The sequence below is a fragment of the Streptomyces sp. NPDC060028 genome, assembly GCF_042736725.1.
Classification (GTDB): domain Bacteria; phylum Actinomycetota; class Actinomycetes; order Streptomycetales; family Streptomycetaceae; genus Streptomyces.
Genome location: NZ_JBHWVJ010000090.1, coordinates 1 through 20,919, shown reverse-complemented (window position 1 = coordinate 20,919; position 20,919 = coordinate 1). Strand labels below are relative to the sequence as shown.

General features: G+C 71.4%; 21 protein-coding genes and 1 pseudogene. 18 read left to right on the top strand and 4 right to left on the bottom strand.

Annotated features, from left to right (window positions below; genetic code table 11):
• Positions 1–186: 186 nt before the first annotated feature.
• The 7 genes from ACFWBF_RS31335 to ACFWBF_RS31305 all read left to right on the top strand — a co-directional run bounded on the left by ACFWBF_RS31335 (position 187) and on the right by ACFWBF_RS31305 (position 5,558).
• A complete protein-coding gene (locus ACFWBF_RS31335; protein WP_385607831.1) occupies positions 187–819 on the top strand; it encodes an MBL fold metallo-hydrolase in 633 nt (210 codons plus the stop codon).
• A gap of 30 nt (positions 820–849) precedes the next feature.
• Positions 850–1,638, top strand: a complete 789-nt coding sequence (locus ACFWBF_RS31330; RefSeq protein WP_385607830.1) for an exodeoxyribonuclease III — start codon at positions 850–852, stop codon at positions 1,636–1,638.
• 135 nt (positions 1,639–1,773) lie between these two features.
• The gene (locus ACFWBF_RS31325; RefSeq protein ID WP_385607828.1) at positions 1,774–2,214 is read left to right on the top strand and encodes a DUF6278 family protein; all 441 of its coding nucleotides are present in this window, start codon (positions 1,774–1,776) and stop codon (positions 2,212–2,214) included.
• A gap of 123 nt (positions 2,215–2,337) precedes the next feature.
• Positions 2,338–3,081 (top strand): amino acid ABC transporter ATP-binding protein, encoded by a 744-nt coding sequence (locus tag ACFWBF_RS31320; RefSeq protein ID WP_385607826.1) that lies wholly within the window; start codon positions 2,338–2,340, stop codon positions 3,079–3,081.
• A gap of 13 nt (positions 3,082–3,094) precedes the next feature.
• Positions 3,095–4,015, top strand: coding sequence for a glutamate ABC transporter substrate-binding protein (locus ACFWBF_RS31315; protein WP_385607824.1), 921 nt, complete (start codon positions 3,095–3,097; stop codon positions 4,013–4,015).
• Positions 4,016–4,032: 17 nt separating this feature from the next.
• The gene (locus ACFWBF_RS31310) at positions 4,033–4,677 is read left to right on the top strand and encodes an amino acid ABC transporter permease (RefSeq protein ID WP_385607823.1); all 645 of its coding nucleotides are present in this window, start codon (positions 4,033–4,035) and stop codon (positions 4,675–4,677) included.
• The gene (locus tag ACFWBF_RS31305) at positions 4,674–5,558 is read left to right on the top strand and encodes an amino acid ABC transporter permease (RefSeq protein WP_385607821.1); all 885 of its coding nucleotides are present in this window, start codon (positions 4,674–4,676) and stop codon (positions 5,556–5,558) included. Before ACFWBF_RS31310 ends, ACFWBF_RS31305 begins: the two co-directional genes overlap by 4 nt.
• Before the next feature lie 42 nt (positions 5,559–5,600).
• On the opposite strand, the gene ACFWBF_RS31300 is transcribed toward ACFWBF_RS31305, so the two are convergent.
• Positions 5,601–7,190, bottom strand: a complete 1,590-nt coding sequence (locus ACFWBF_RS31300) for a CocE/NonD family hydrolase (protein ID WP_385607819.1) — start codon at positions 7,188–7,190, stop codon at positions 5,601–5,603.
• 190 nt (positions 7,191–7,380) lie between these two features.
• A complete protein-coding gene (locus ACFWBF_RS31295) occupies positions 7,381–8,613 on the bottom strand; it encodes an Ig-like domain-containing protein (protein WP_385607817.1) in 1,233 nt (410 codons plus the stop codon).
• Positions 8,614–8,827: 214 nt separating this feature from the next.
• On the opposite strand from ACFWBF_RS31295, the gene ACFWBF_RS31290 reads away from it, so the two are divergent.
• The 6 genes from ACFWBF_RS31290 to ACFWBF_RS31265 all read left to right on the top strand — a co-directional run bounded on the left by ACFWBF_RS31290 (position 8,828) and on the right by ACFWBF_RS31265 (position 15,771).
• Positions 8,828–9,997 (top strand): lipid II:glycine glycyltransferase FemX, encoded by a 1,170-nt coding sequence (locus ACFWBF_RS31290; protein ID WP_385607816.1) that lies wholly within the window; start codon positions 8,828–8,830, stop codon positions 9,995–9,997.
• Positions 9,998–10,089: 92 nt separating this feature from the next.
• Positions 10,090–11,730: a murein biosynthesis integral membrane protein MurJ gene (gene murJ, locus ACFWBF_RS31285; protein ID WP_385607814.1), complete on the top strand. Its 1,641-nt coding sequence runs from the start codon at positions 10,090–10,092 to the stop codon at positions 11,728–11,730.
• Between the two features lie 22 nt (positions 11,731–11,752).
• Positions 11,753–12,436 (top strand): response regulator, encoded by a 684-nt coding sequence (locus tag ACFWBF_RS31280; RefSeq protein WP_385607812.1) that lies wholly within the window; start codon positions 11,753–11,755, stop codon positions 12,434–12,436.
• 20 nt (positions 12,437–12,456) lie between these two features.
• Complete coding sequence (locus ACFWBF_RS31275) at positions 12,457–13,911, top strand: ATP-binding protein (protein ID WP_385607810.1); 1,455 nt, start codon at positions 12,457–12,459, stop codon at positions 13,909–13,911.
• A complete protein-coding gene (locus tag ACFWBF_RS31270) occupies positions 13,908–14,420 on the top strand; it encodes a hypothetical protein (RefSeq protein ID WP_385607808.1) in 513 nt (170 codons plus the stop codon). The genes ACFWBF_RS31275 and ACFWBF_RS31270 overlap by 4 nt, the downstream gene beginning before the upstream one ends.
• A 43-nt stretch (positions 14,421–14,463) precedes the next feature.
• Positions 14,464–15,771: a cytochrome P450 gene (locus ACFWBF_RS31265; protein ID WP_385607806.1), complete on the top strand. Its 1,308-nt coding sequence runs from the start codon at positions 14,464–14,466 to the stop codon at positions 15,769–15,771.
• Here ACFWBF_RS31265 and ACFWBF_RS31260 read toward each other — a convergent pair.
• Positions 15,731–16,456, bottom strand: a complete 726-nt coding sequence (locus tag ACFWBF_RS31260; RefSeq protein ID WP_385607804.1) for a hypothetical protein — start codon at positions 16,454–16,456, stop codon at positions 15,731–15,733. The two genes, ACFWBF_RS31265 and ACFWBF_RS31260, sit on opposite strands and share 41 nt — an antisense overlap.
• A gap of 101 nt (positions 16,457–16,557) precedes the next feature.
• Here ACFWBF_RS31260 and ggt point away from each other — a divergent pair, with 101 nt between their 5' ends.
• A complete protein-coding gene (gene ggt, locus ACFWBF_RS31255) occupies positions 16,558–18,357 on the top strand; it encodes a gamma-glutamyltransferase (protein ID WP_385607802.1) in 1,800 nt (599 codons plus the stop codon).
• A gap of 12 nt (positions 18,358–18,369) precedes the next feature.
• Here the strand turns inward: ggt and map are convergent, their stop codons facing one another.
• Positions 18,370–19,137 (bottom strand): type I methionyl aminopeptidase, encoded by a 768-nt coding sequence (gene map, locus ACFWBF_RS31250; RefSeq protein WP_385607800.1) that lies wholly within the window; start codon positions 19,135–19,137, stop codon positions 18,370–18,372.
• Between the two features lie 65 nt (positions 19,138–19,202).
• Here map and ACFWBF_RS31245 point away from each other — a divergent pair, with 65 nt between their 5' ends.
• The 4 genes and pseudogenes from ACFWBF_RS31245 to ACFWBF_RS31230 all read left to right on the top strand — a co-directional run.
• Positions 19,203–19,454, top strand: coding sequence for a helix-turn-helix domain-containing protein (locus tag ACFWBF_RS31245; RefSeq protein ID WP_385607798.1), 252 nt, complete (start codon positions 19,203–19,205; stop codon positions 19,452–19,454).
• A gap of 103 nt (positions 19,455–19,557) precedes the next feature.
• The gene (locus ACFWBF_RS31240; RefSeq protein WP_385607797.1) at positions 19,558–19,737 is read left to right on the top strand and encodes a hypothetical protein; all 180 of its coding nucleotides are present in this window, start codon (positions 19,558–19,560) and stop codon (positions 19,735–19,737) included.
• Positions 19,738–19,807: 70 nt separating this feature from the next.
• Positions 19,808–20,200, top strand: coding sequence for a PPOX class F420-dependent oxidoreductase (locus ACFWBF_RS31235; protein ID WP_385607795.1), 393 nt, complete (start codon positions 19,808–19,810; stop codon positions 20,198–20,200).
• A 45-nt stretch (positions 20,201–20,245) separates the two neighbouring features.
• Positions 20,246–20,919 (top strand): annotated as a pseudogene (locus tag ACFWBF_RS31230) (hypothetical protein); the annotation flags it as partial.

Here is a 20,919-nt window from a genome sequence, read left to right as displayed (position 1 = left end):
GCCACAGCACTAAGGGCCGTCCCGTAATCCCCGGCGGGCGCACGACGCCAGCTACGGCACCTCGCCGCGTTGTCGGAACGCCCGAATACGCCCAGTATGGGGGCGCCCCTCCGCCTTGCGATGCACCGCATCTGACGCCGTGCGCTGACCCACCGGGGATTACGGGACAGCCCTTAGCCTGGGATCATGAAGCTCACGAAGCGGTTGCACTCCTGTGTCCAGCTGGAGAAGGACGGGCGCGTGCTCGTCATCGACCCGGGCGTTTTCAGCGAATCCGACGCGGGCCTGGGGGCGGACGTCCTGCTGGTCACGCACGAACACCCCGACCATTTCGACGAGGGCCGGCTGCGGGCCGCCCTCGACGCGAACCCCGCCGCCGCGCTGTGGACGCTGCGCAGCGTCGCCGACCGGCTCGCCCCCGCCTATCCGGGCCGGGTGCACACCGTGGGCCACGGCGATGCCTTCACCGCCGCCGGATTCGAGGTCCAGGTGCACGGCGAACTGCACGCGGTGGTCCACCCGGACATCCCGCGGGTCACCAATGTCGGCTACCTCGTGGACGGTTCGCTCTTCCACCCCGGGGACGCGCTGACCGTGCCGGCGGCCCCGGTGGACACGCTGATGATCCCGGTGCACGCCCCCTGGAACAAGGTCTCCGAGGTGATCGACTACGTCCGTGAGGTCAAGCCGCGCCGGGCCATCGACATCCACGACGCCTACCTCTCGGACCTCGCCCGGCCCATCTACGACGCCTCCCTGGGCGCCCTCTCCGGCGCCGAGCACAGCCGACTCACCGCCGGGGACGCCACCGACCTGTGACTGTCGGTGCCGGGCGGTAGGTTGGGACGCATGCGTATCGCCACCTTCAACGTCAACTCGATCACCGCCCGGCTGCCGCGCCTGCTGGCCTGGCTGGAGAGCTCCGGCACCGATGTCCTGTGCGTCCAGGAGACCAAGTGCTCCGCGGAGCAGTTCCCGCACGCCGAGCTGCGCGAGCTGGGCTACACGGCGGCCGTCAATGCCACCGGCCGCTGGAACGGCGTGGCCCTGATCTCCCGGGTGGGCCTGGACGACGTGACGCTCGGGCTGCCCGACGGCCCGGACTACGAAGGCGTCCAAGAGCCCCGCGCCATCTCCGCCACCTGCGGCGGGGTGCGCTTGTGGTCCGTGTACGTGCCCAACGGCCGCGAGGTCGAGCACGACCACTACGGCTACAAGCTGAACTGGTTCCGCTCCCTCGCCACGGCCGTCGCCGAGGACGCGTCGGGCCCGCGCCCCTTCGCCGTGCTCGGCGACTTCAACGTGGCCCCGACCGACGAGGACGTGTACGACCCGGCGGTCTTCGCGGGCGCCACCCACGTCACCCCGGCCGAGCGGGCCGCCCTGGAGGCGCTGCGGGCCGCCGGGCTGTCCGATGTCGTACCGCGCCCGCTCAAGTACGACCGCCCGTACACCTACTGGGACTACCGTCAGCTCGCCTTCCCGAAGAACCGGGGCATGCGCATCGACCTGGTCTACGGCAACGCGCCGTTCGCCAAGGCGGTCACCGACGCGTACGTCGACCGCGAGGAGCGCAAGGGCAAGGGCGCGTCCGACCACGCCCCGGTCGTCGTGGACCTCGACCTCGACCGCGGCTGATCGCACTTCTGCGGAAGCGGTGTCGCGTTCAGATCGCTCATGGACCCACCATCCCGGTCCGTGCGAGCCGGGGTCCATCTCCGATCCAGGCGCGCCCTGTGGCCAGCGGGGGATCCTGGTGCCAGTCTGGGCGGTATGAACATCCCTTTCCTGGACAACTGGCTGAACCGACACGAAACGGAACGGGGTGCGGGGCTCGCCGCCGCCCTCGCGGTTGATCCCGAGGGCATCAACGAGCTGTTCGCCGAGTGTGAGCTGCTGCGCGATCAGGCGCGGCGGGCCGGCCTCGAACTCGACGGGAGCCCGGCCTCGTTGGAGGCGCTCGACCAGCTGATGCCACGCTGGCGGCGGGACCCCGAGGTGGTGCCGTGGCTCGGCAACGACGCGGGTTTCTACCTCGGGACCGTGATCATCCGGACCATCCCGGGAACCGCCTGGCAGGTGTGGCCCAACGGTCAGCCGATCATCCGACTGGCATCGGGGCGGGAGCTGAACGTCGTCGAGTCGGGAGTGTCGTGGGCCATGACGGGATCGCCGGAGCTGAGCCAGGCGTACGCCGAGGCCTCGGAGGGCTGATCCGGCCGATCTCACCACGCCGTGGGCTTTATGCGGCTTTTAGGGCGTGTCGAGGCGAAGTGCCCTTCCTGGCTGGATAGTTTGCGCTGACCTCGACACACCGACAAGTGGGCAGGGCAGCGTATGGCCGTCGATCCGTTGATCGAGCTGCGGGACGTCAACAAGCACTACGGAGATCTGCACGTCCTCCAAGACATCAACCTCACCGTCGGCCGCGGGGAGGTGGTGGTGGTCATCGGCCCCTCCGGCTCCGGAAAATCGACCCTGTGCCGGGCCATCAACCGGCTGGAGACCATCGAATCGGGCACCATCCTCCTCGACGGACGCCCGCTGCCCGACGAGGGCAAGGAGCTGGCCGAACTGCGCGCCGAGGTCGGCATGGTCTTCCAGTCCTTCAACCTCTTCGCCCACAAGACCGTCCTCGCCAACATCTCCCTGGCGCAGACCAAGGTCAGGAAGCGCAAGAAGGACGAGGCCGACAAGCGCTCCCGCGAGCTCCTGGACCGCGTCGGCCTCGCCAACCAGGCCGACAAGTACCCCGCCCAGCTCTCCGGCGGCCAGCAGCAGCGCGTGGCCATCGCCCGTGCCCTCGCCATGAGCCCCAAGGCGCTGCTCTTCGACGAGCCCACCTCCGCGCTCGACCCGGAGATGATCAACGAAGTGCTGGAGGTCATGCAGCAGCTCGCCACCGAGGGCATGACCATGGTCGTGGTCACGCACGAGATGGGCTTCGCCCGCTCCGCGGCCAACCGCGTCGTGTTCATGGCCGACGGAAGGATCGTCGAGGACCGCACCCCGGAGGCCTTCTTCACCGCCCCCGAGAGCGACCGGGCCAGGGACTTCCTCTCCAAGATCCTCAAGCACTGAGGGGGCCGGCCCGATGACCCGTACACGCAGCCCGCTCCTGTCCGCCTGTGTCCTCGTCCTCGCGCTCCTCGGCGCCGTCACCGGCTGCGGCAAGTCCGGCAGCCCCCCGGTCAAGGGTCCGCAGCCCGAGGACCTGCCGACGTACCGGATCGACTCGGGCTTCCAGCTGCCCGAGTCGCGCACCTGGGAGAAGGCCAGGCGCCGCGGCCACCTCGTGGTCGGCGCCAAGGAGGACCAGCCGTACATGGGGCAGAAGGACCCCGCCAGCGGTCGCTACTCCGGCTTCGACATCGAGATCGCCAAGATGATGTCGGCCTCGCTCGGCTTCGACCCCAAGACGATCGAGTTCGAGACCATCGCCTCCGCCAACCGCGAGACCGCCCTGCAGAACGGCCAGATCGACTTCTACGTCGGCACCTACACGATCAACGCCAACCGCAAGAAGCAGGTCGGCTTCGCCGGCCCCTACTTCATGGCCGGCCAGTCCCTGCTCGTGCGCAAGGGGGAGAAGGACATCAAGGGCCCCGAGGACCTCGCAGGCAAGAAGGTCTGCTCGGCCGCGGGCTCCACCCCCTATCAGCGGCTCCAGAAGGAGTTCCCCCGGGCCGTCCTGGTCGCGTACGACACCTACTCGATCTGCGTCGACAACCTGCTGACCTACCAGGTCGACGCCGTCTCCACCGACGACTCCATCCTCCTCGGCTACGCGGCCAAGGTCCCGGAAGAGCTGAAGGTGGTCGGCAAGCCGTTCTCCGAGGAGCCCTACGGCGTCGGCGTCCCGCGCGCCGACAACGCGCTCCGCTTCGCCCTCGACGACGCCCTCGAGCGGAACGAGAAGGACGGCAACTGGAAGAAGGCCTACGAGGCCACGCTCGGCCTGTCCGGCGAGCCGGCCCCGAAACCGCCCGCCATCGACCGCTACCCGGCGGGCTGAGGGGAGAACGCACCGCCATGGACGTACTCACCGAGAACTTCTCGCTCTACGCAAAGGGCTTCCTCGGCACCGTGGAGCTGACGGTCTACGCCTCGCTCCTCGCCCTGGTCCTCGGCTTCCTGATGGCCTCCTTCCGCGTGGCGCCCGTCGGCTCCTTCCGCGTCTTCGGCACGGTGTGGGTGACCGTGCTCCGCAACACCCCGCTGACCCTGCTCTTCTTCGCGGTGCTGCTGGGCCTGCCGCGCTTCGGGATCGTGCTGCCCTTCCAGCTCTTCGCCGTGCTCGCGCTCGGCTGCTACACCTCCGCCTTCATCTGCGAGGTGCTGCGCTCGGGCATCAACACCGTGCCCAAGGGCCAGGGCGAGGCGGCCCGCAGCCTCGGCATGTCCTTCGGGCAGACCCTGGGCGCCGTCGTGCTCCCGCAGGCCTTCCGCTCGGTCATCCCGCCGATCGGCTCCACCCTGATCGCCCTCGCCAAGAACTCGGCGATCGCCGGCGCCTTCAGCGTCACCGAGCTGCTGGGCACGTACAAGACCCTCAACGAGCTGGGCTACAGCATCGTCTGGACCTTCTTCTGGATCGCTGTCGGGTACCTGATCATCACCCTGTCCATCAGCGCGCTCTTCAACGTGCTGGAGAAGCGCTACGGAGTCGCCCGATGACCGCGCACGCGCTCCAGGGGGCCGTCGAGTCCACCGCCCTCTACGACCTGCCCGGGCCCCGGGCCAGGCGGCGCCACTTCCTGTACGGGATCGCCTCGACCGTGGTGATCCTCGCACTGCTCGGCTGGCTCCTCTACCTGCTCTTCGACACCGACCAGTTCACCGCCGCCAAGTGGGGCCCCTTCGCGTACGAGGGCATCCAGGAGCTGCTGCTGAGGGGCTTGCGGAACACCCTCAAGGCCTTCGCGTACGCCTCGGTGCTCTCGCTCCTGCTCGGCGCGGTGCTCGCCACGGGCCGGCTGTCGATCCACCGGCCGGTGCGCTGGCTGGCGACGCTGTGCGTGGAGTTCTTCCGGGCCATGCCGGTACTGGTGATGATCTTCTTCATCTTCGTCGCGCTGAAGGTGCAGCCGCTGCCCGCGCTGGTGGCCGGCCTGACCCTGTACAACGGCTCGGTGCTGGCGGAGGTCTTCCGTACGGGCATCAACTCGGTCGAGAAGGGCCAGCGCGAAGCCGCGTACGCCCTGGGCATGCGCAAGGCCCAGGTGATGACCTACGTCCTCGCCCCGCAGGGGGTCCGGGCGATGCTGCCCACCATCATCAGCCAGCTGGTGGTGGCGCTGAAGGACACCTCGCTGGGCTTCCTGATCACCTACGAGGAGTTCCTGCACGCGGGCAAGCTGATCGCCTCGAACCTCGACTACGACCTGCCCTTCATCCCCGTCGTCATGATCATCTCCCCCATCTACATCGGGATGTGCATGCTGCTCTCCTGGTTCGCCACCTGGGTGGCCCGGCGCCAGAGGCGCAACCCCAAGACCGAGGCGGTCGACATCGCCCCGGCCGAACCGGGCACGGTGCTGCCGGGCACGCTCCTCTAGTGCTGTGACCGCACTAATGCTGCGACCGGCAGCAGCCGTGGATCACTGCTCGCGCAGCGGCACCGAGACGTAGCTGGGATCGGTGCGCGGCGAGGAGAAGGTCAGCTGCGCGCCGGTCGGGTTGTGCTCGATGTAGAGCGGGTCGACGGTGTCGACGACCAGGGCGAGCCGGTGCCCCGCGGGCACGTCGTAGGCGGTGGAGAAGAGTTCCAGGTCCACCCCGAAGGACTGGCCGGGCGCCTTGTCGTGGAAGGTGTACGGGGCGTTCGTGATCAGTTTGCCGATGCCGAGCGGGCCGACGTCGTAGAGGTACGCGACGAAGGTGCCGTCCGGCTTGGTGGGCGTGAGCGTGGTGTGCAGCTTCACCGTGCCGCGCACCCGGCGCTCCTCGTCGTGGCGCTGCGACTGCCAGACGGCGGCGAAGGCGCGGGGGAGGAGGGGGATGGAGGCGACCGGGGGCGCCTGGGCGAACTGGTCGAGGACGCTGGACAGGAAGATGATCCCGCCGTCGGCGCCGGAGTCGACATTGGCGAAGAGGTGCTCGCTGTCGGCGAGCGCGAGTCTTTCGGCGCCGCCGGAGCCGACCGCCTTCCAGTCGGCGTAGCCCTCGTACCCGTCGTTGCTGCGGGACTTGATCTGCACCGGGGCCTCGGCGTCCACGCCGTTGCGCTCGCCCTTGAGGTAGCGGTCGAACCAGCGGTGGGCGTTGGTCCAGGTGTCGTTGGGCAGGCCGAGCAGACCGGTGCCCTCGGCGGTGGCGTGGTCGCCGGGGCGCAGCTCCAGGCGTTTGGGTCCGGTCAGCTTCTCGAAGAACTTCGCGTACTGGTTGGGCGGGAAGATGGTGTCGCCCCATGCGTTGCCGAGCATGATCGCGGCGCCGTTGGCGTTGATCCGGTCCACCTGCTCGGCGGCCGAGCGCTTCTTGCCCCAGTCGATCATCTGCTGTTCCCGGTCCAGCTTCGAGCCGAGGAAGTCGCCGAGGATCTGCTGGAGTTCGGGGCCGGGCCGGCCCGTGAGGAAGCCGGCGGCGCCGAGCATCCCGGCGGCCTGGAGGTGCTGGGTGCGGCCGGAGTAGATGGACTCGATGAGGTCGGCCCAGCCGCTGAGCGCGACCACGGCCTTGATGCGGGCGTCGTGCGCGGAGGCCAGCAGGCTGATCCCGGCGCCGTACGAGACCCCGCCCAGGCCGATGCGGTCCGGGTCGGCGGGGGTGGTGGCGAGGGCCCAGTCGATCACGGCGGAGACGTCGGCGATGTCCTTGGGGCCGGCGGTCTCGATCTCGCCGCCGGAGAGCCAGAAGCCGCGGGAGGTGTAACTGACCACGACGTAGCCGGAGTCGGCGAGCTTCTTGGCCTGGACGATGTATTCGATCTGCGGCATGCCCCAGCTGGTGGGGAGCACGATCAGCGGGTACTTGCGGCCGGGCTCGGCGCCGGCCGGGGTGAAGACGTTGCCCTTGAGGGTGATGCCGCCGGAGCCGGGGATGTCGTGGAAGCGGAGCTCGGCCGGTGTGGTCGCCGCTGCGGTGGTGACTGCCGTGGGCGCCGCCTGGGCCTGGTGGGGGGCCAGGCCCAGGGCGGCTGCCGCGAGCAGGGCTGCCACGGCTGCTGCGGTGGTGGTGCGGACTACCATCAATCGCTCCTCGCGTGGGCCGGTCGTCAAAGTGACCCGACGGTAACGGGAGGGGGTTACTGGAAGTAACCCATGGGTAAGTTACGCACTGGTAACGATTGAACGATAGTCAGTCCCGGTCGGTCTCGGTCGGTGCCGACCGGTGCCGACCGGTGCCGGTCGGTCGCGGCCGCCCCGTCCGGTCGCGCGGTCAGCCGTTCTGGGCGCCGGAGCCGCCGCCGGCCAGCGCGCTCAACTGCTTCCACTCGTCCCAGGACTTGTTCCACTCGCCGTAGCCGTTGCCGATCGGCGCGTTGCCCTTCGAGCCGCCGCCGACCACCTCGAACGGGTCCCCGACCTGCACCTGCGCGTAGAAGTCCGCGGCGTTGGCGTCGCTCATCCCCACGCAGCCGGAACTGGAGTTGGCGCGGCCGAAGTTGCCGGCGTTCCACGGCGCGGCGTGCACGTACATGCCCGACCAGGTCAGGCGCATCGAGTAGTCCACCATCTTGTCGTAGGAGTCGCCCAGGCCCACCGTCTGGGAATCCATCCGGATGGTGCCCTCCTTCGACATCAGCACCATCTTCCCGGACCAGGAAGCCTTCTGGCCGCCCGGCGTACCCGCGGAAATGGGGATCGTCTTGACCACCTGGCCGTCCTCGCTGACCGACAGCTTCTTCGCGTCGAGGCTGACCTCCATCCGGCGATCCTTGCCGATCTTGAACTCGGTGCTGTAGTCACGGGCGAACAGCCCGCCGCCCTGGCCCGAGTCCACACCGTTGAGGTTCATGTCGACCTTCACGTCGGTGCCCGACTTCCAGTACTCCTTCGGCCGCCAGTCCACCCGGTCCTTGCCCGAGTAGTCCTTGAACCAGCCCCAGGAGCCCTCGGTGTTGTTCGAGGTGGTCACCTTCAGCTGCTTCTCGACCTCGGCCTTGTTCTTCACCGGGTTGTCGAAGACGAGCGAGACCGGCATGCCGACACCCACCGTGCTGCCCTTGGGCAGGTTGATCGAGACCTTGTTCACCTTGTCGGCGGCGCCGGTCTTGAACTGGGCGGCCGCGCTCTGGCTGTCGGTGTTCTGCGCCTCGACCTTGTAATCGGTGCCCGGAGAGGCGTTGCGCTGCGAGGTCCAGGTCTTGCCGTCGGGGGATATCTGGCCCGCCAGCTCCCCGCCCTTGGCGTCCGTCACCTTCACCAGCGCCAGCTTGCCGTCGGCGATCGACACCTTCACCGGCTCGCCGGCCTTGACCTGATCACCCGTGAGGTTCACGGATATCGCCATGTCGGACTTCTTCTTCGGCTCCGACTTGGCATCGCCCGCCGCGGTGCCCGAATCGCCGCCGCCGCAGGCGGTCAGAGCGGCGGCCAGAAGTGCGGTGCCCGCCACGAGGACATGACGGCTCCGACGGCGCGGCAGGGCGGTACGGCGTGTGCGGCTCAACGAAAACCCCTCCAATTAATGATCGTTCGCACATGAAGATGCGGATGGTACGACTCTAGGTTGCGCAATCCGAGGAAAAGATCGGCCTTTCGGTTGTGACATGGACCGCAGCGAAACGGTCATCGTCCGGTCACAATCGCCGCGCACATCGGTCATGGACGGCTGTGAGAGTCCTGTGCATCCCCCTGCCGGACGTACAGGAAGGCCGATCAGCGTGTGCGCACTGCTCGTGACCCCCGCCCCCCAGCACCAGCACCAGGATCAGGAGCTGAAGGTGCGTTCCCTGTCCGTAGCGGAATACCAGGCTTTCCTTTCGCGGCACGGGCGGGCGAGTTTCCTCCAGTACCCGTCCTGGGCCCGGGTAAAGGACCTTTGGCGCTCCGAAAGAGTCGGATGGCACTACCCGGACGGTGAAATAGCCGGGGGCGCGCTCGTTCTCTACCGCCAATTCCCGGGCACCCGCAAATACTTCGCCTACCTTCCCGAAGGGCCCGTGGTCGACTGGGCCGACCCGCACATCGACCAGTGGCTGACCCCGCTCATGCGCCACCTGAAGTCCGCCGGGGCCTTCGCCGTGCGCATCGGCCCCACCCCCGCCTACCGGCGCTGGGACGCGGCCGCCGTCAAGGCGGGTACCGGCCCGGGCCGCCAGCTGTCCGACGTACTGGCCACCGAGGTCGACCCCGTGGGCGCCGCCCTCGCCGACCGGCTGCGCACCCGCGGTTGGAAGCGCTGCGGCGGTGAGGACGACGGCGACGCCCAGCCCCGCCACGTCTTCCGCGTACCACTGGCCGACCGCTCCCTCGACGACGTGTGGTCCGGCCTCAACCAGGAGTGGCGGCGCAATGTGCGCAAGGCCACAAAGGCAGGCGTCGAGACGGTCGTCGGCACCGCCGCCGACCTGCCCGAGTTCTACCGGCTGCTGCGCATCACCGAGGAGCGCGACGGCTTCCGGCTCGGCCGCTCGCTGTTGTACTACCAGAAGCAGTACGAGGCCCTCAACGCCGAGGAGCCCGGCCGGATGCGGCTCTACCTCGGCGTGCACCAGGGCGAGATCCTCGCCGCCCACACCATGATCGTGGCCGGGAGGCGGGTCTGGTACCAGACCGGCGCCTCCGCCGACCACCGCCGTGACGTCCGCCCCAGCAACGCCCTGCAGTGGCGGATGATGTGCGACGCCCACGCACTCGGCGCCGACGAATACGACATGCGCGGGGTACCCTCCACCCTCGACCCCGACGAACGTTCTTTCGGGCTGCTGCGCTGGAAGCTCGGCACCGGCGGACAGGTAGTCGAAACGCTCGGCGAGTGGGAGACCCCGATGGACGGATACACCAACACGGCGCTCTACAAGGCATTCCAGGCGTACCTGGCCCGCCGGTGACCACGACCGACCCCAGACCGGCCGAGGCAGGTACGCCGGGCCCGTCGGCCGCCCAGGGCGCAGCACCAGGCGCAGCACCGGAAAAGACCTCGGTGCTGCGCAGCGGTGCGCTCATGGCGGCCGGCTCGATCGTCTCCCGCGCCACCGGCTTCGTCCGCTCCGCCGTCGTCGTCGCGGCGCTGGGCACCGGACTGCTCGGTGACAGCTACGCCGTCGCCAACACCGTCCCGAACATCCTGTACATGCTGCTCATCGGCGGCGCGCTCAACGCCGTCTTCGTGCCCGAGCTGGTCAAGGCCGCCCGAGAGCACAAGGACGGCGGGGCCGCCTACACCGACCGGCTGCTGACCGCCTGCACCGTGGCGCTCGTCGTGCTGACCGCCGTCGCCGTGCTGGCCGCGCCGCTGATCGTCGCCGCGTACACGCCCTACACCGGGACCCAGGCGAGCACGACCGTCGCCCTGGCCCGCTACTGCCTCCCGCAGATCCTCTTCTACGGCCTGTTCACCCTCCTCGGGCAGGTACTGAACGCCCGCGGCCGGTTCGGCGCCATGATGTGGACCCCGGTCCTCAACAACTTCGTGATCATCGGTGTCTTCGGGCTCTTCCTCTACGTCTCCCACGACGCGGCGGACGGCCTGACGGCCGGCGAGGCCCGCCTCCTCGGCCTCGGCACCACCGCCGGCATCGTCATCCAGGCCCTCGCCCTGATCCCCTCGCTGCGCGCCGCCCGCTTCCGCTGGCGCCCCCGCTTCGACTGGCGCGGCAGCGGCCTCGGCCGCCCGCTGCGCAACGCGGGGTGGCTGGTGATGCTCGTGCTCACCAACCAGTTCGCGTACTGGGTCGTCACCCGGCTCTCCACCGCCACCGGACGGCACGCCGACCTGGCGGGCATCGCGGGCGGCGCCGGCTACACGGCCTACAGCAACGCCTACCAGCTGTGGATCGTCCCGCAGGGCATCATCACGGTCTCCCTGGTCACCGCCCTGATGCCGAGGATGAGCGCGGCCGCCGCCGACGGGGAGCCCGGCGCGCTGCGCAGGGACATCTCGTACGCGCTGCGCTCCAGCGCTGCCCTCGTCGTCCCCGCCGCCGCACTCTTCGCCGCCCTCGCCCCCTGGGTGATGGGCAGCGTCTTCGAGTACGGGCGCACCGGCGCCGCCGACATCGAGGTCATGGCGGGCATGCTGATCGCCTTCGCGCCCGGCCTGATCGCCTTCTCCGCGCAGTACGTGCTCTCCCGCGGCTTCTACGCGCTGTCCGACACCCGCACCCCCTTCTTCCTGAACCTGGTCATCGCCGGCCTCAACGCCGCGCTCTCGGCCGCCGCGTACGTCCTGCTGCCCCCGCGCTGGGCGGTCACCGGCATGGCCGGGGCGTACTCCGTCGCGCTGTTCGCGGGCGCCGCCGTGACCGCGTACACCCTCGCCCGGCGGCTCGGCCCGCGCCCCGGGACCCGTATCGAACGCCGGGCCACGGCCCTGCGCACCCACGTCCGGCTGCTGATCGCCTGCGTGCCCGCGGCGGCCATCGGGTACGCTGCGGCGCGCGCCGCCGACGGATGGGGGGACTTCGCCGCCGTCGGGGCGGGAACCATCGTGATCGCCGTCGTCGTCGTCCTTCTCGCCGGGCCGCTGCGCCTGACGGAGATCACCGATCTGCTGGATTCCCTGCGGCGGAAGGCGGGCCGGGGGCCCGCCGAAGACCGGCGTCAAGCGGGAGGAAAGCCATGAAGCACCTTGGGATACTGAGCGGATGCCACGCGTACTGCTGATCGAGGACGACCCTTCCATCCGGGAAGGGGTGGGTCTGGGCCTGCGCCGCCGCGGCCACGAGGTGAGCGCCGCCGAGACCGGCGAGGCGGGACTGGCCCTGATGGGCGGCTTCCACCCCGAGCTGGTCCTGCTCGACCTGATGCTGCCGGGCATGAACGGGGTCCAGGTCTGCCGCCGCATACGCGAGACCAGCCAGGTCCCGATCATCATGCTGACCGCGCGCGGCGACGACTTCGACATAGTCGTCGGCCTGGAGGCCGGCGCCGACGACTACATCGTCAAGCCCGCCCGCACCGAGGTCATCGAGGCCCGGATCAAGGCCGTGCTGCGCCGCCTCACCGACACCTCGGGCGGCCGCCCCGAGGTCGAGTCGCACGGCGAACTCGTCATCGACCGCGCCGGCCTCACCGTCGCCAAGAACGGCGAGCGCATCGCCCTCGCCCCCAGCGAGATCAAGCTCCTGCTGCACCTGTCGGCCTCGCCCGAGCAGGTCTTCTCCCGCCAGCAGCTCCTGGAGTACGTGTGGGAGCACAGCTACCACGCCGACGCCCGGCTCGTGGACGCCTGCGTCCGCCGGCTGCGCCACAAGGTCGAGGAGCCCGACGCCGCCCCGCGCTACATCCAGACCGTGCGCGGCTTCGGCTACCGCTTCGGTCCGCTGTAAGGGGGCGGACGGTGAGACGCATGACACCCCTGGGGCTGCGGACCCGGCTGATCGCGGCCTTCCTGCTGGTCGCCGCGATCAGCGCGGTGACCACGGCCGCCCTCACCTACCAGCAGGCGCGCACCGCGATCCTCAAGCAGAGCCAGGACACCGCCGTCAGCACCCTGCGCGACCAGGTCGAACAGCAGGCCGTCCACCTGCCCCTGGACCAGCAGGAGCTGAAGCGCATCGTCGTCGACCTCGCCAAGCGCGGCAAACCGCACCCGTGGAACGTCTTCGCGGAGTACGGCACCCTGCGGGTCTCCTCCAACTTCAACCAGCCCACCTCCACCGTGATCACCGACGACCTCCGCGAGAAGGTGCGCAAGAACCAGCACGGCGCCTTCCAGCGCGTCGAGGACCACGGCGGCACCCCGTACCTCACCGTCGGCGTCGCGGCCGTCTTCACCCACGGGGGGGTGAGCGAGCCCACCGGGGCCGTCTTCTTCGCCAGCATGCCGCTGATCGAGGAGAACCGGACCGTCCAGGCCATGGTCGACGCCGCCCAACAGGGCGCCGTACCGGGCCTCGCCATCGCCGTCATCCCGGCCCTGCTGGCCGCGCGCAGCGTGCTGCGGCCGGTACGGGACATGCGCCGGGCCGCCGAGCGGCTGGGCCGCGGCCGCCTCGACACCCGTATCGAGGTCAAGGGCGCCGACGAACTCGCCGGACTGGCCCGCACCTTCAACGAGACGGCCCGCGCCCTCGAACAGTCGGTCAGCGAGCTCCGTGAGGCGGAGGCCCGGGCCCGCCGCTTCGCCTCCGACGTCTCCCACGAACTGCGCACCCCGCTCGCCGGGATGCTCGCCGTCACCGAGGTGCTCGACGAGGACGCCGAGTGCCTCGACCTCGACCCCGACACCGCCAAGGCCCTGCGCCTGATCAGCGCCGAGACGGGAAAGCTCGCCGTACTCGTCGAGGACCTCATGGAGATCTCCCGCTTCGACGCCCGCGCCGCCGAACTGAACCTCGACGACGTGGACATCGCCGAGGCCGTGGGCAAGACCCTGGAACGCCGGCACTGGGACGACGACCGCGTCGTCACCGACCTGCCGCGGGGGGTCCGCGCCCGGCTCGACCCGCGCCGCTTCGACGTGGTCCTCGCCAACCTCGTCGGCAACGCCCTGCGGCACGGCAACGCCCCGGTGCGGATCACCGTACGGACCGGACCGCACCCGGAGGGCGAGCGGCTGATCGTCGAGGTCGCCGACAGCGGTCCCGGCATCGCCCCCGAGGTGCTGCCGCACATCTTCGACCGCTTCTTCAAGGCCGACGCGGCCCGCACCCGCTCCGCGGGCAGCGGCCTCGGGCTCGCCATCACCCTGGAGAACGTACGCCTGCACGGCGGCACCCTGCGCGCCGCGGGCGGCCCGGCCCAGGGGGCCGCCGGGGGAGCGGTCTTCACCGTCGACATGCCGCTGGAGGCCCGCGCATGACCCGGGAGAAGGCGGTGACCGCCGCCGTGGCGGCCGCCCTGGCCGGCGCGCTGCTGCTGGCCGGGTGCGGGATCAAGTCCACCGGGGTGATCGACAGCGGCGATGCCGCGCAGGTGCAGGTACCGGGCGCCGCCAGCGGTCCCGTCCTCTACTTCGTCTCCGCGGACGGCGGGCGGCTGGTCCCGTACCCGCTGCTGGCGGGGGTGGACTCCTCCCAGCTCGTGAAGGCGCTGCTGGTCGGCCCCAGCAGCACCGCGCGCGAGTCGGGAATCACCACCGAGCTGCCCTCGCCGGGCGACCTGAACCCGGATGCGCTGGTGATCGAGTACTCGCCGACCGACGGGGTGACGGTCAGGCTGCCCTTCGCCGTCGGCCGCCTGTCCGAGCTGGCCCGCCGCCAAGTGGTGTGCACCCTGGCCTTCGCCGTCGTCCCGGGCACCGCCAGCCCCGTCACCGTGACGGGCACCGACACCAGCCTCGGCCCCGCCCAGTGCGACCTCAAGGGCTGAAGGCGCTCTTGCCGCCGGGGCCGGGCACCGTCACGGTGGCCCCATGGACCATGCCGCGGACGCCCCTGACGTCTCCGATGCCCCCGCCGTCTGCGATGCCCCCGACGTCTTCGACCCGCGGCTCTACGCCGAGGGCATCCCCCACGCGCGCTACCGTCTGCTGCGCGACACCCGCCCGGTGGCCTGGCAGGCGGAATCGGAGGTCCTGGGCTGGCCCGCGGGCCCCGGCTTCTGGGCCGTCACCCGCCACGCCGACGTCGTACGGGTCCTGCGCGACCACCGCGCGTACTCCTCCTGGCTCGGCGCCACCCAGATCCGCGACCCCGACCCCGCCGACCTGCCGTTCCTGCGGCGCACCATGCTCAACCAGGACCCCGGCGGGGCCGGCGCCGACCACGGGAGGCTGCGCCGGCTCGTCTCCCGCGCCTTCACCCCGGCGCGCGTGGACGCCTTCGCGGGCCGCATCCGCGAGCGGGCCCGTACGCTGCTGCGCGCCGCCCGCGACGGAGCCGAGGACGGGACCTGCGACCTGGTGCGCGCCGTCACCGACGAGTACGCGCTGCTGAACCTCACCGACCTGCTGGGCATCCCGGCCACCGACCGGGGGCTGCTGCTGGACTGGACCGTGCGGGTCATCGGCTACCAGGACCCCGAGGACGCCCCGGAGCCGCCGGCCGGCCCCGACGGCAAACCGCTGAACCCGCGCTCACCGGCGCTGCTGGGCGAGATGTTCGCGTACGCCCGGGAGCTGGCCGCGTACAAGCGCGCCCGTCCCGGCGAGGACGTGATGACCGCTCTGGCGCTGGCCCCGCTGGAGCCGGCCGAGCTGGAGATGTTCTTCTTCCTGCTCACCGTCGCCGGCAACGACACCGTACGCAGCGCCGCGCCCGGCGGCCTGCTCGCGCTGGCCCGCACCCCCGACGCGTACCGGCAACTCGCCGGGGGCCGAGTCCCGGTGGAGCGGGCCGTGGAGGAACTCCTGCGCGTCCACCCGCCGGTGCTCAGCTTCCGACGCACGGCCGCCGCCGACACCGAACTGGCCGGGCAGCGGATCCGGGCCGGGGACAAGGTGGTGGTCTTCCACGCCTCCGCCAACCACGACGAGCGCGTCTTCGCCGACCCCGGACGCCTGGACCCGGGCCGCGCGCCCAACCCGCACGTCTCCTTCGGCGACGGTCCGCACGTCTGCCTCGGCGCCCACTTCGCCCGGCTCCAGCTGCGCACCCTCTACGAGGAGTGGCGCACCACCATGCCGGCTCCCGAACTGGCGGGGGAGCCGCGCCGGTTGGTCTCGAACTTCATCAACGGGATCACGCGTCTGCCGCTACGGGTGTCCGGGCCGCCCGCGTGACGTCCGCGACCAGCTCCGTCACATCCGGGCCGTAGGCATCGGAGTTGACCACCTTGAGCACGACGCAGAAGGAGTCGTTCGCGTACGTGCGGGCGAGGCGTTCGTGGTGCCGGGCCAGGTAACGCGCCGCGGCCTGATTGCTGTTGGCGGTCTGCCCCGACAGCAGGAACACCGGACGGGTCCGCGGACCCGCCGTCAGCCGGGCCAGCAGCACGTACTCGACCGTGCCCTTCTGCCACCGGTACGTCTCCCCGCCGACGTTGATCGACCCGCGGTCCGGACCGGACTCGGTCGAGAGGTCCACCCGCACCCCCGGCAGCATGGACATCAGGTGCGCCGTCGTACGGGCATTGGAGACGGGCCCTCCGACGCAGAACTCGGCGCGCTCGCCGAAGCCCTGGCGGGCCGCGTCGTGCGTGACGATCTGTACGTTCGCCCCGCAGTCCTTGATCAGTGAAGATATCTCCAGCAGCGCGAAGGCGTCGTTGCGGTGCAGCGACGAATCCGTCCCGCCCATCTGCCGGTTGACCACGAACAGACAGTCCGAGCCGTTCGGCAGCCCGAAGAAGGCCTGCTTGCGGCGCAGCGCGCGGCGCCAGAGGTAGGTCCGCGAGAACCACCCGAATCCACCGCTGATGGCCGTCGCCACCACCCCGAGCACGATGTTGCGCACGTCGTCGTCCATGCGGCGGATGGTAGCCGTCGGGCGGCCTTCCTGACGCGGGGGGTGCGGTGAAGTTACGCTGCGCTTCCCAGGCCTGACCGGCCGTCGACTGGAGGAACCGGATGCGTGGTCCCGCCGCACGTCAGTTAGCGCTCGTCGCCCTCGCCGGGGCGCTCGTCTCCACCGGCGCCGCAGCCCCGCCCCCGGCCGCGGCCGCCCCGGCCAAGGTGCCGGTCGCCGTCGGCTACGGCGGAGCCGTCGCCAGTGTCGACGCCGACGCCAGCGCGGCCGGCGTCGCCGTCCTGCGCTCGGGCGGCAACGCGGTGGACGCCGCCGTCGCGACGGCCGCCGCGCTCGGGGTCACCGAGCCCTACTCCGCCGGGATCGGCGGGGGCGGCTACTTCGTCTACTACGACGCCGAGTCCCGCCGCGTGCAGACCATCGACGGCCGGGAGACCGCCCCCGCGACGGCCACCGCCACCCTCTTCCAGGAGAACGGCGTCCCCATCCCGTTCGCCGAGGGCCAGACCAGCGGCCGTTCCGTCGGCGTACCCGGCACCCCGGCGACCTGGCAGAGCGCCCTCGACTCCTGGGGCACCCGCCCGCTGGGCGCGCTCCTCAAGCCCGCCGAGAAGCTGGCCCGTGACGGCTTCGCCGTCGACACCACCTTCCGCGCCCAGACAGAGCTGAACGAGGACCGGTTCAAGGACTTCCCGGCCACGGCGAAGCTGTTCCTGCCGGGCGGCGCCCTGCCGGTCGTCGGCTCGACCTTCAAGAACCCCGATCTGGCCGCCACTTACGCCGAGCTCGGCCGCAAGGGCCCCGCCGCGATCTACCGCGGACCGATCGCCGGTGAGATCGTCGGCGCCGTCCGCAAACCCCCGGTGAACCCGGCCGCCACCCGGATCGTGCGGCCCGGCGACCTGACCGCCGCGGACCTGCGCGCGTACGAGACCAAGCGGCAGGCGCCGACCCGCGTGGGCTACCGCGGCCTCGACGTGTACAGCATGGCGCCGTCCTCCTCCGGCGGCACCACCGTCGGGGAGGCGCTGAACATCCTGGAGCGCACCGACCTCTCGAAGCTGTCCGAGACGCAGTACCTGCACCGCTTCATCGAGGCCTCGCGGATCTCCTTCGCCGACCGCGGCCGCTGGGTCGGCGACCCGGCCGCCGAATCCGTCCCGACCCGGGAGCTGCTCTCGCAGCGGTACGCCGACACGCGCGGCTGCCTCATCGACCCGGCCCGGGCCCTGACCAGCCCGCTGGCCCCCGGGAACCCGCGCGATCCGGCGCCGTGCGCGGACAACGGGCAGGTGGCCCCGACCACGTACGAAGGCGAGAACACCACGCACCTGACGGTGGCCGACCGCTGGGGCAACGTGGTCTCGTACACCCTGACCATCGAGTCCACCGGCGGCAGCGCGATCACCGTGCCCGGGCGCGGCTTCCTGCTCAACAACGAACTGACCGACTTCTCCTTCGCCCCGGCCGCGCCCGGCGTCCCGGACCCGAACCTGCCCGGCCCCGGCAAGCGGCCGCGCTCGTCGATGTCCCCGACCATCGTGCTGCAGGACGGGCGTCCGGTCCTGGCGGTGGGCTCCCCGGGCGGCGCGACCATCATCACCACCGTGCTCCAGACCCTGCTGGGGCACCTGGACCGGGGCCTGCCGCTGGTCGACGCCATCGCCGCACCGCGGGCCAGTCAGCGCAACCAGACCACGACGGAGCTGGAGCCGGGCCTGTGGAACAGCCCGCTGCGCACCGAACTGGAGGCCCTGGGCCAGGGCTTCCGCCCGAACCCGGAGATCGGCGCGGCCACCGGCGTCCAACGCCTCCCGGACGGGCGCTGGCTCGCCGCCGCCGAACCCACCCGCCGCGGCGGCGGCTCGGCGATGGTGGTCCACCCCCACGGCACGCCGTGACCGTCCCGCCCCTCAGAGTGCGGTGAGGATGCGGGGGCCCGCGGGGGTGATGGCCACCGTGTGCTCGGCGTGGGCGGCGCGGGTGCCATCCGTGGTGCGCAGGGTCCAGCCGTCGGCGTCGCAGGTGTAGTCGTCCGTGCCGCCCGCGATCAGCATCGGCTCGATCGCCAGGACCATGCCGGGGCGCAGCTTCACGCCGCGTCCCGGCGGGCCCTCGTTGGGGACGCCCGGGTCCTCGTGCATGGTGCGGCCGATGCCGTGGCCGCCGAAGCCGTCCGGGATGCCGTACCCGGCGGCGCGGCAGACCGTACCGATGGCGTGGGCGATGTCGCCGATGCGGTTGCCGGGCACGGCCGCGGCGACACCGGCCGCGAGGGCGGCCTCGGCGGTCTCGATCAGCCGCAGATCGGCCGGGCGGGCCCGGCCGACCGTGAAGCTGACGGCGGCGTCGCCGACCCAGCCCCCGAGCTCCGCCCCGAAGTCGACGCTGACCAGGTCGCCGTCGCGCAGCCGGTAGCCGTCGGGGATGCCGTGCACGATCGCGTCGTTGACCGAGGCGCAGATCACCGCGGGGAAGGGCACCGGCGCGAACCGCGGCCGGTAGCCGAGGAAGGGGGAGGTCGCCCCGGCCTCGCGCAGCACCGCGCGGGCCGTCCCGTCCAGTTCCAGCAGGCTCACCCCGACCCGCGCCTGCTCCCGTACGGCGGCCAGGGCGCGGGCGACCACCCGGCCGGCGGCGCGCATCTCGTCGATCGATTGTTCCGTCTTCAGTTCCATCATGCCAATAACTATACCGGTATAACTTTACCGGGATAGTTATTGGGGTTCCGGGGTAGGATGACGACATGGTCCGCACCCCCCTGACCCCCGAAGAGCGCGAGCGCGGCGAGCGGCTCGGCGCCCTGCTCCGCGAGGCCCGCGGCGGCCGCAGCATGGTCGAGGTCGCGGCCGGCGCCGGGCTCTCCGCCGAAACCCTGCGCAAGATCGAGACCGGTCGGGCCCCGACCCCGGCCTTCTTCACCGTCGCCGCCCTCGCCGGGGCCCTCGGGCTCTCGCTGGACGACGTCATGCGCCGCTGCGCCTTCGTGCCGGCCTGAGGGCTCTGCTCAGGGGCCGCCCAGCCTGCCGTTCGGGCGGGCCCGCGGGCCGAACGGCCCAATGAGCGGTGGGAGCGGCGGGGCGCGGGGCAAGCGTGAAGGCGTGTCAGACAAGAACGCATCGAAGCGACTCTGTCTCGGAATCCTCGGCGCACTCCTCGCGGGCGGCCTGCTGCTCGCGTCCTGCGCCGCCCCCGAGGGCCGAGCCCATGCCAAGACCCCGGCCGACGCGGTCTTCCGCCACCCCGGTCAGCAGACGGCCGCGGCGGGCAAGGAGCCGTAGCGCTCGGCCCGCCGATGAAGAACCGGTACGCCCCCTCGTCCACACAGGTCACAGCACTAGGCTCGGCGGCATGACGCTTGAGGAGCTCGGCAAGGCCCGGTACGTCAGTCTCACCACCTTCCGCAAGGACGGCACACCGGTGGCCACGCCGGTGTGGGCCGTGGCGGAGGGCGCTGAGCTGTACCTGTGGACGCGCAGCGACGCGTGGAAGGTGAAGCGGATCCGCAACAACGGGCGGGTCACCGTCGCCCCCTGCGATGCGCGGGGGCGGCTGGTGGAGGGGGCGCCGGCGCAGGCGGGGGAGGCCCGGCTGCTGGACGAGGCGGGGCTGCGCCGGGTGCGGCGGCTCTTGCTGCGCAAGTACACCTGGCAGTTCTGGTTGGTGGACGTCCCGGCCGCGGTCGTCCGGCTGGGGAAGCGGCCGCACACCGCGATCGGCGTCACGCTCGCCGTCAAGCCTTGAGATTCCCGTAGCCCGCCCGTAACACGGATGGGATCCAATGCGGGCATGGAGACGGCGACCTCGCTGGTGATCGGTCAACTCGCTGGATATATGCAGGGATTGACGCAGAGACTGGACCCCGGGACGGGCTGGTACGGGGAATTCCTGCGCCGGGACCCGGAGGGGATGCGGGCCTGCCTGGACGGGGCCGCGATGCCGCCGTGGGACGTGCTGGAGTCGCTGCTCGGGGATCTGGCGGCCGTGCGCGGCGCGGAGTTCGCGCAGCGGGAGGCGCGGCACGCGGCCCGGCTGCGGGCCGCCGCCGTCGCGGTGTGGGACCGGCTGCCGGGCGGGGTGGAGGAGCTGCGGACCCTGCTCGAGGCGGCCGCCGCGCAGCGGGCCGCCTCGGAGACGGCCTTACGCGTCCTGTCGGCGGAGCTCGTGGAGACGGCCGATCCGGCGCAGGCCGACGCGGTGGCCCGGGAGTTGTCCTGGACCCGGGACGACGCCCTGCGCGCGGCCGCCCGCCACCAGGACCTCTCGGCCCGCCTGGCCACGGCCCAGGCGGCGCCCCCCACCGCCGGCCCCCTGCCCGGCGTCCCACGCCAACGGCCCGGGCGGCCCTGGGCGGCGGCCCCGAGCCCGGCGGACCCGGCGGCGGACCCGGAGGACCCGGCGGACCCGGAGGCGGCTCCGGTGGGCCCGTCGGCGCCGGCTGATGGCGCGGCGCCCGGCACACC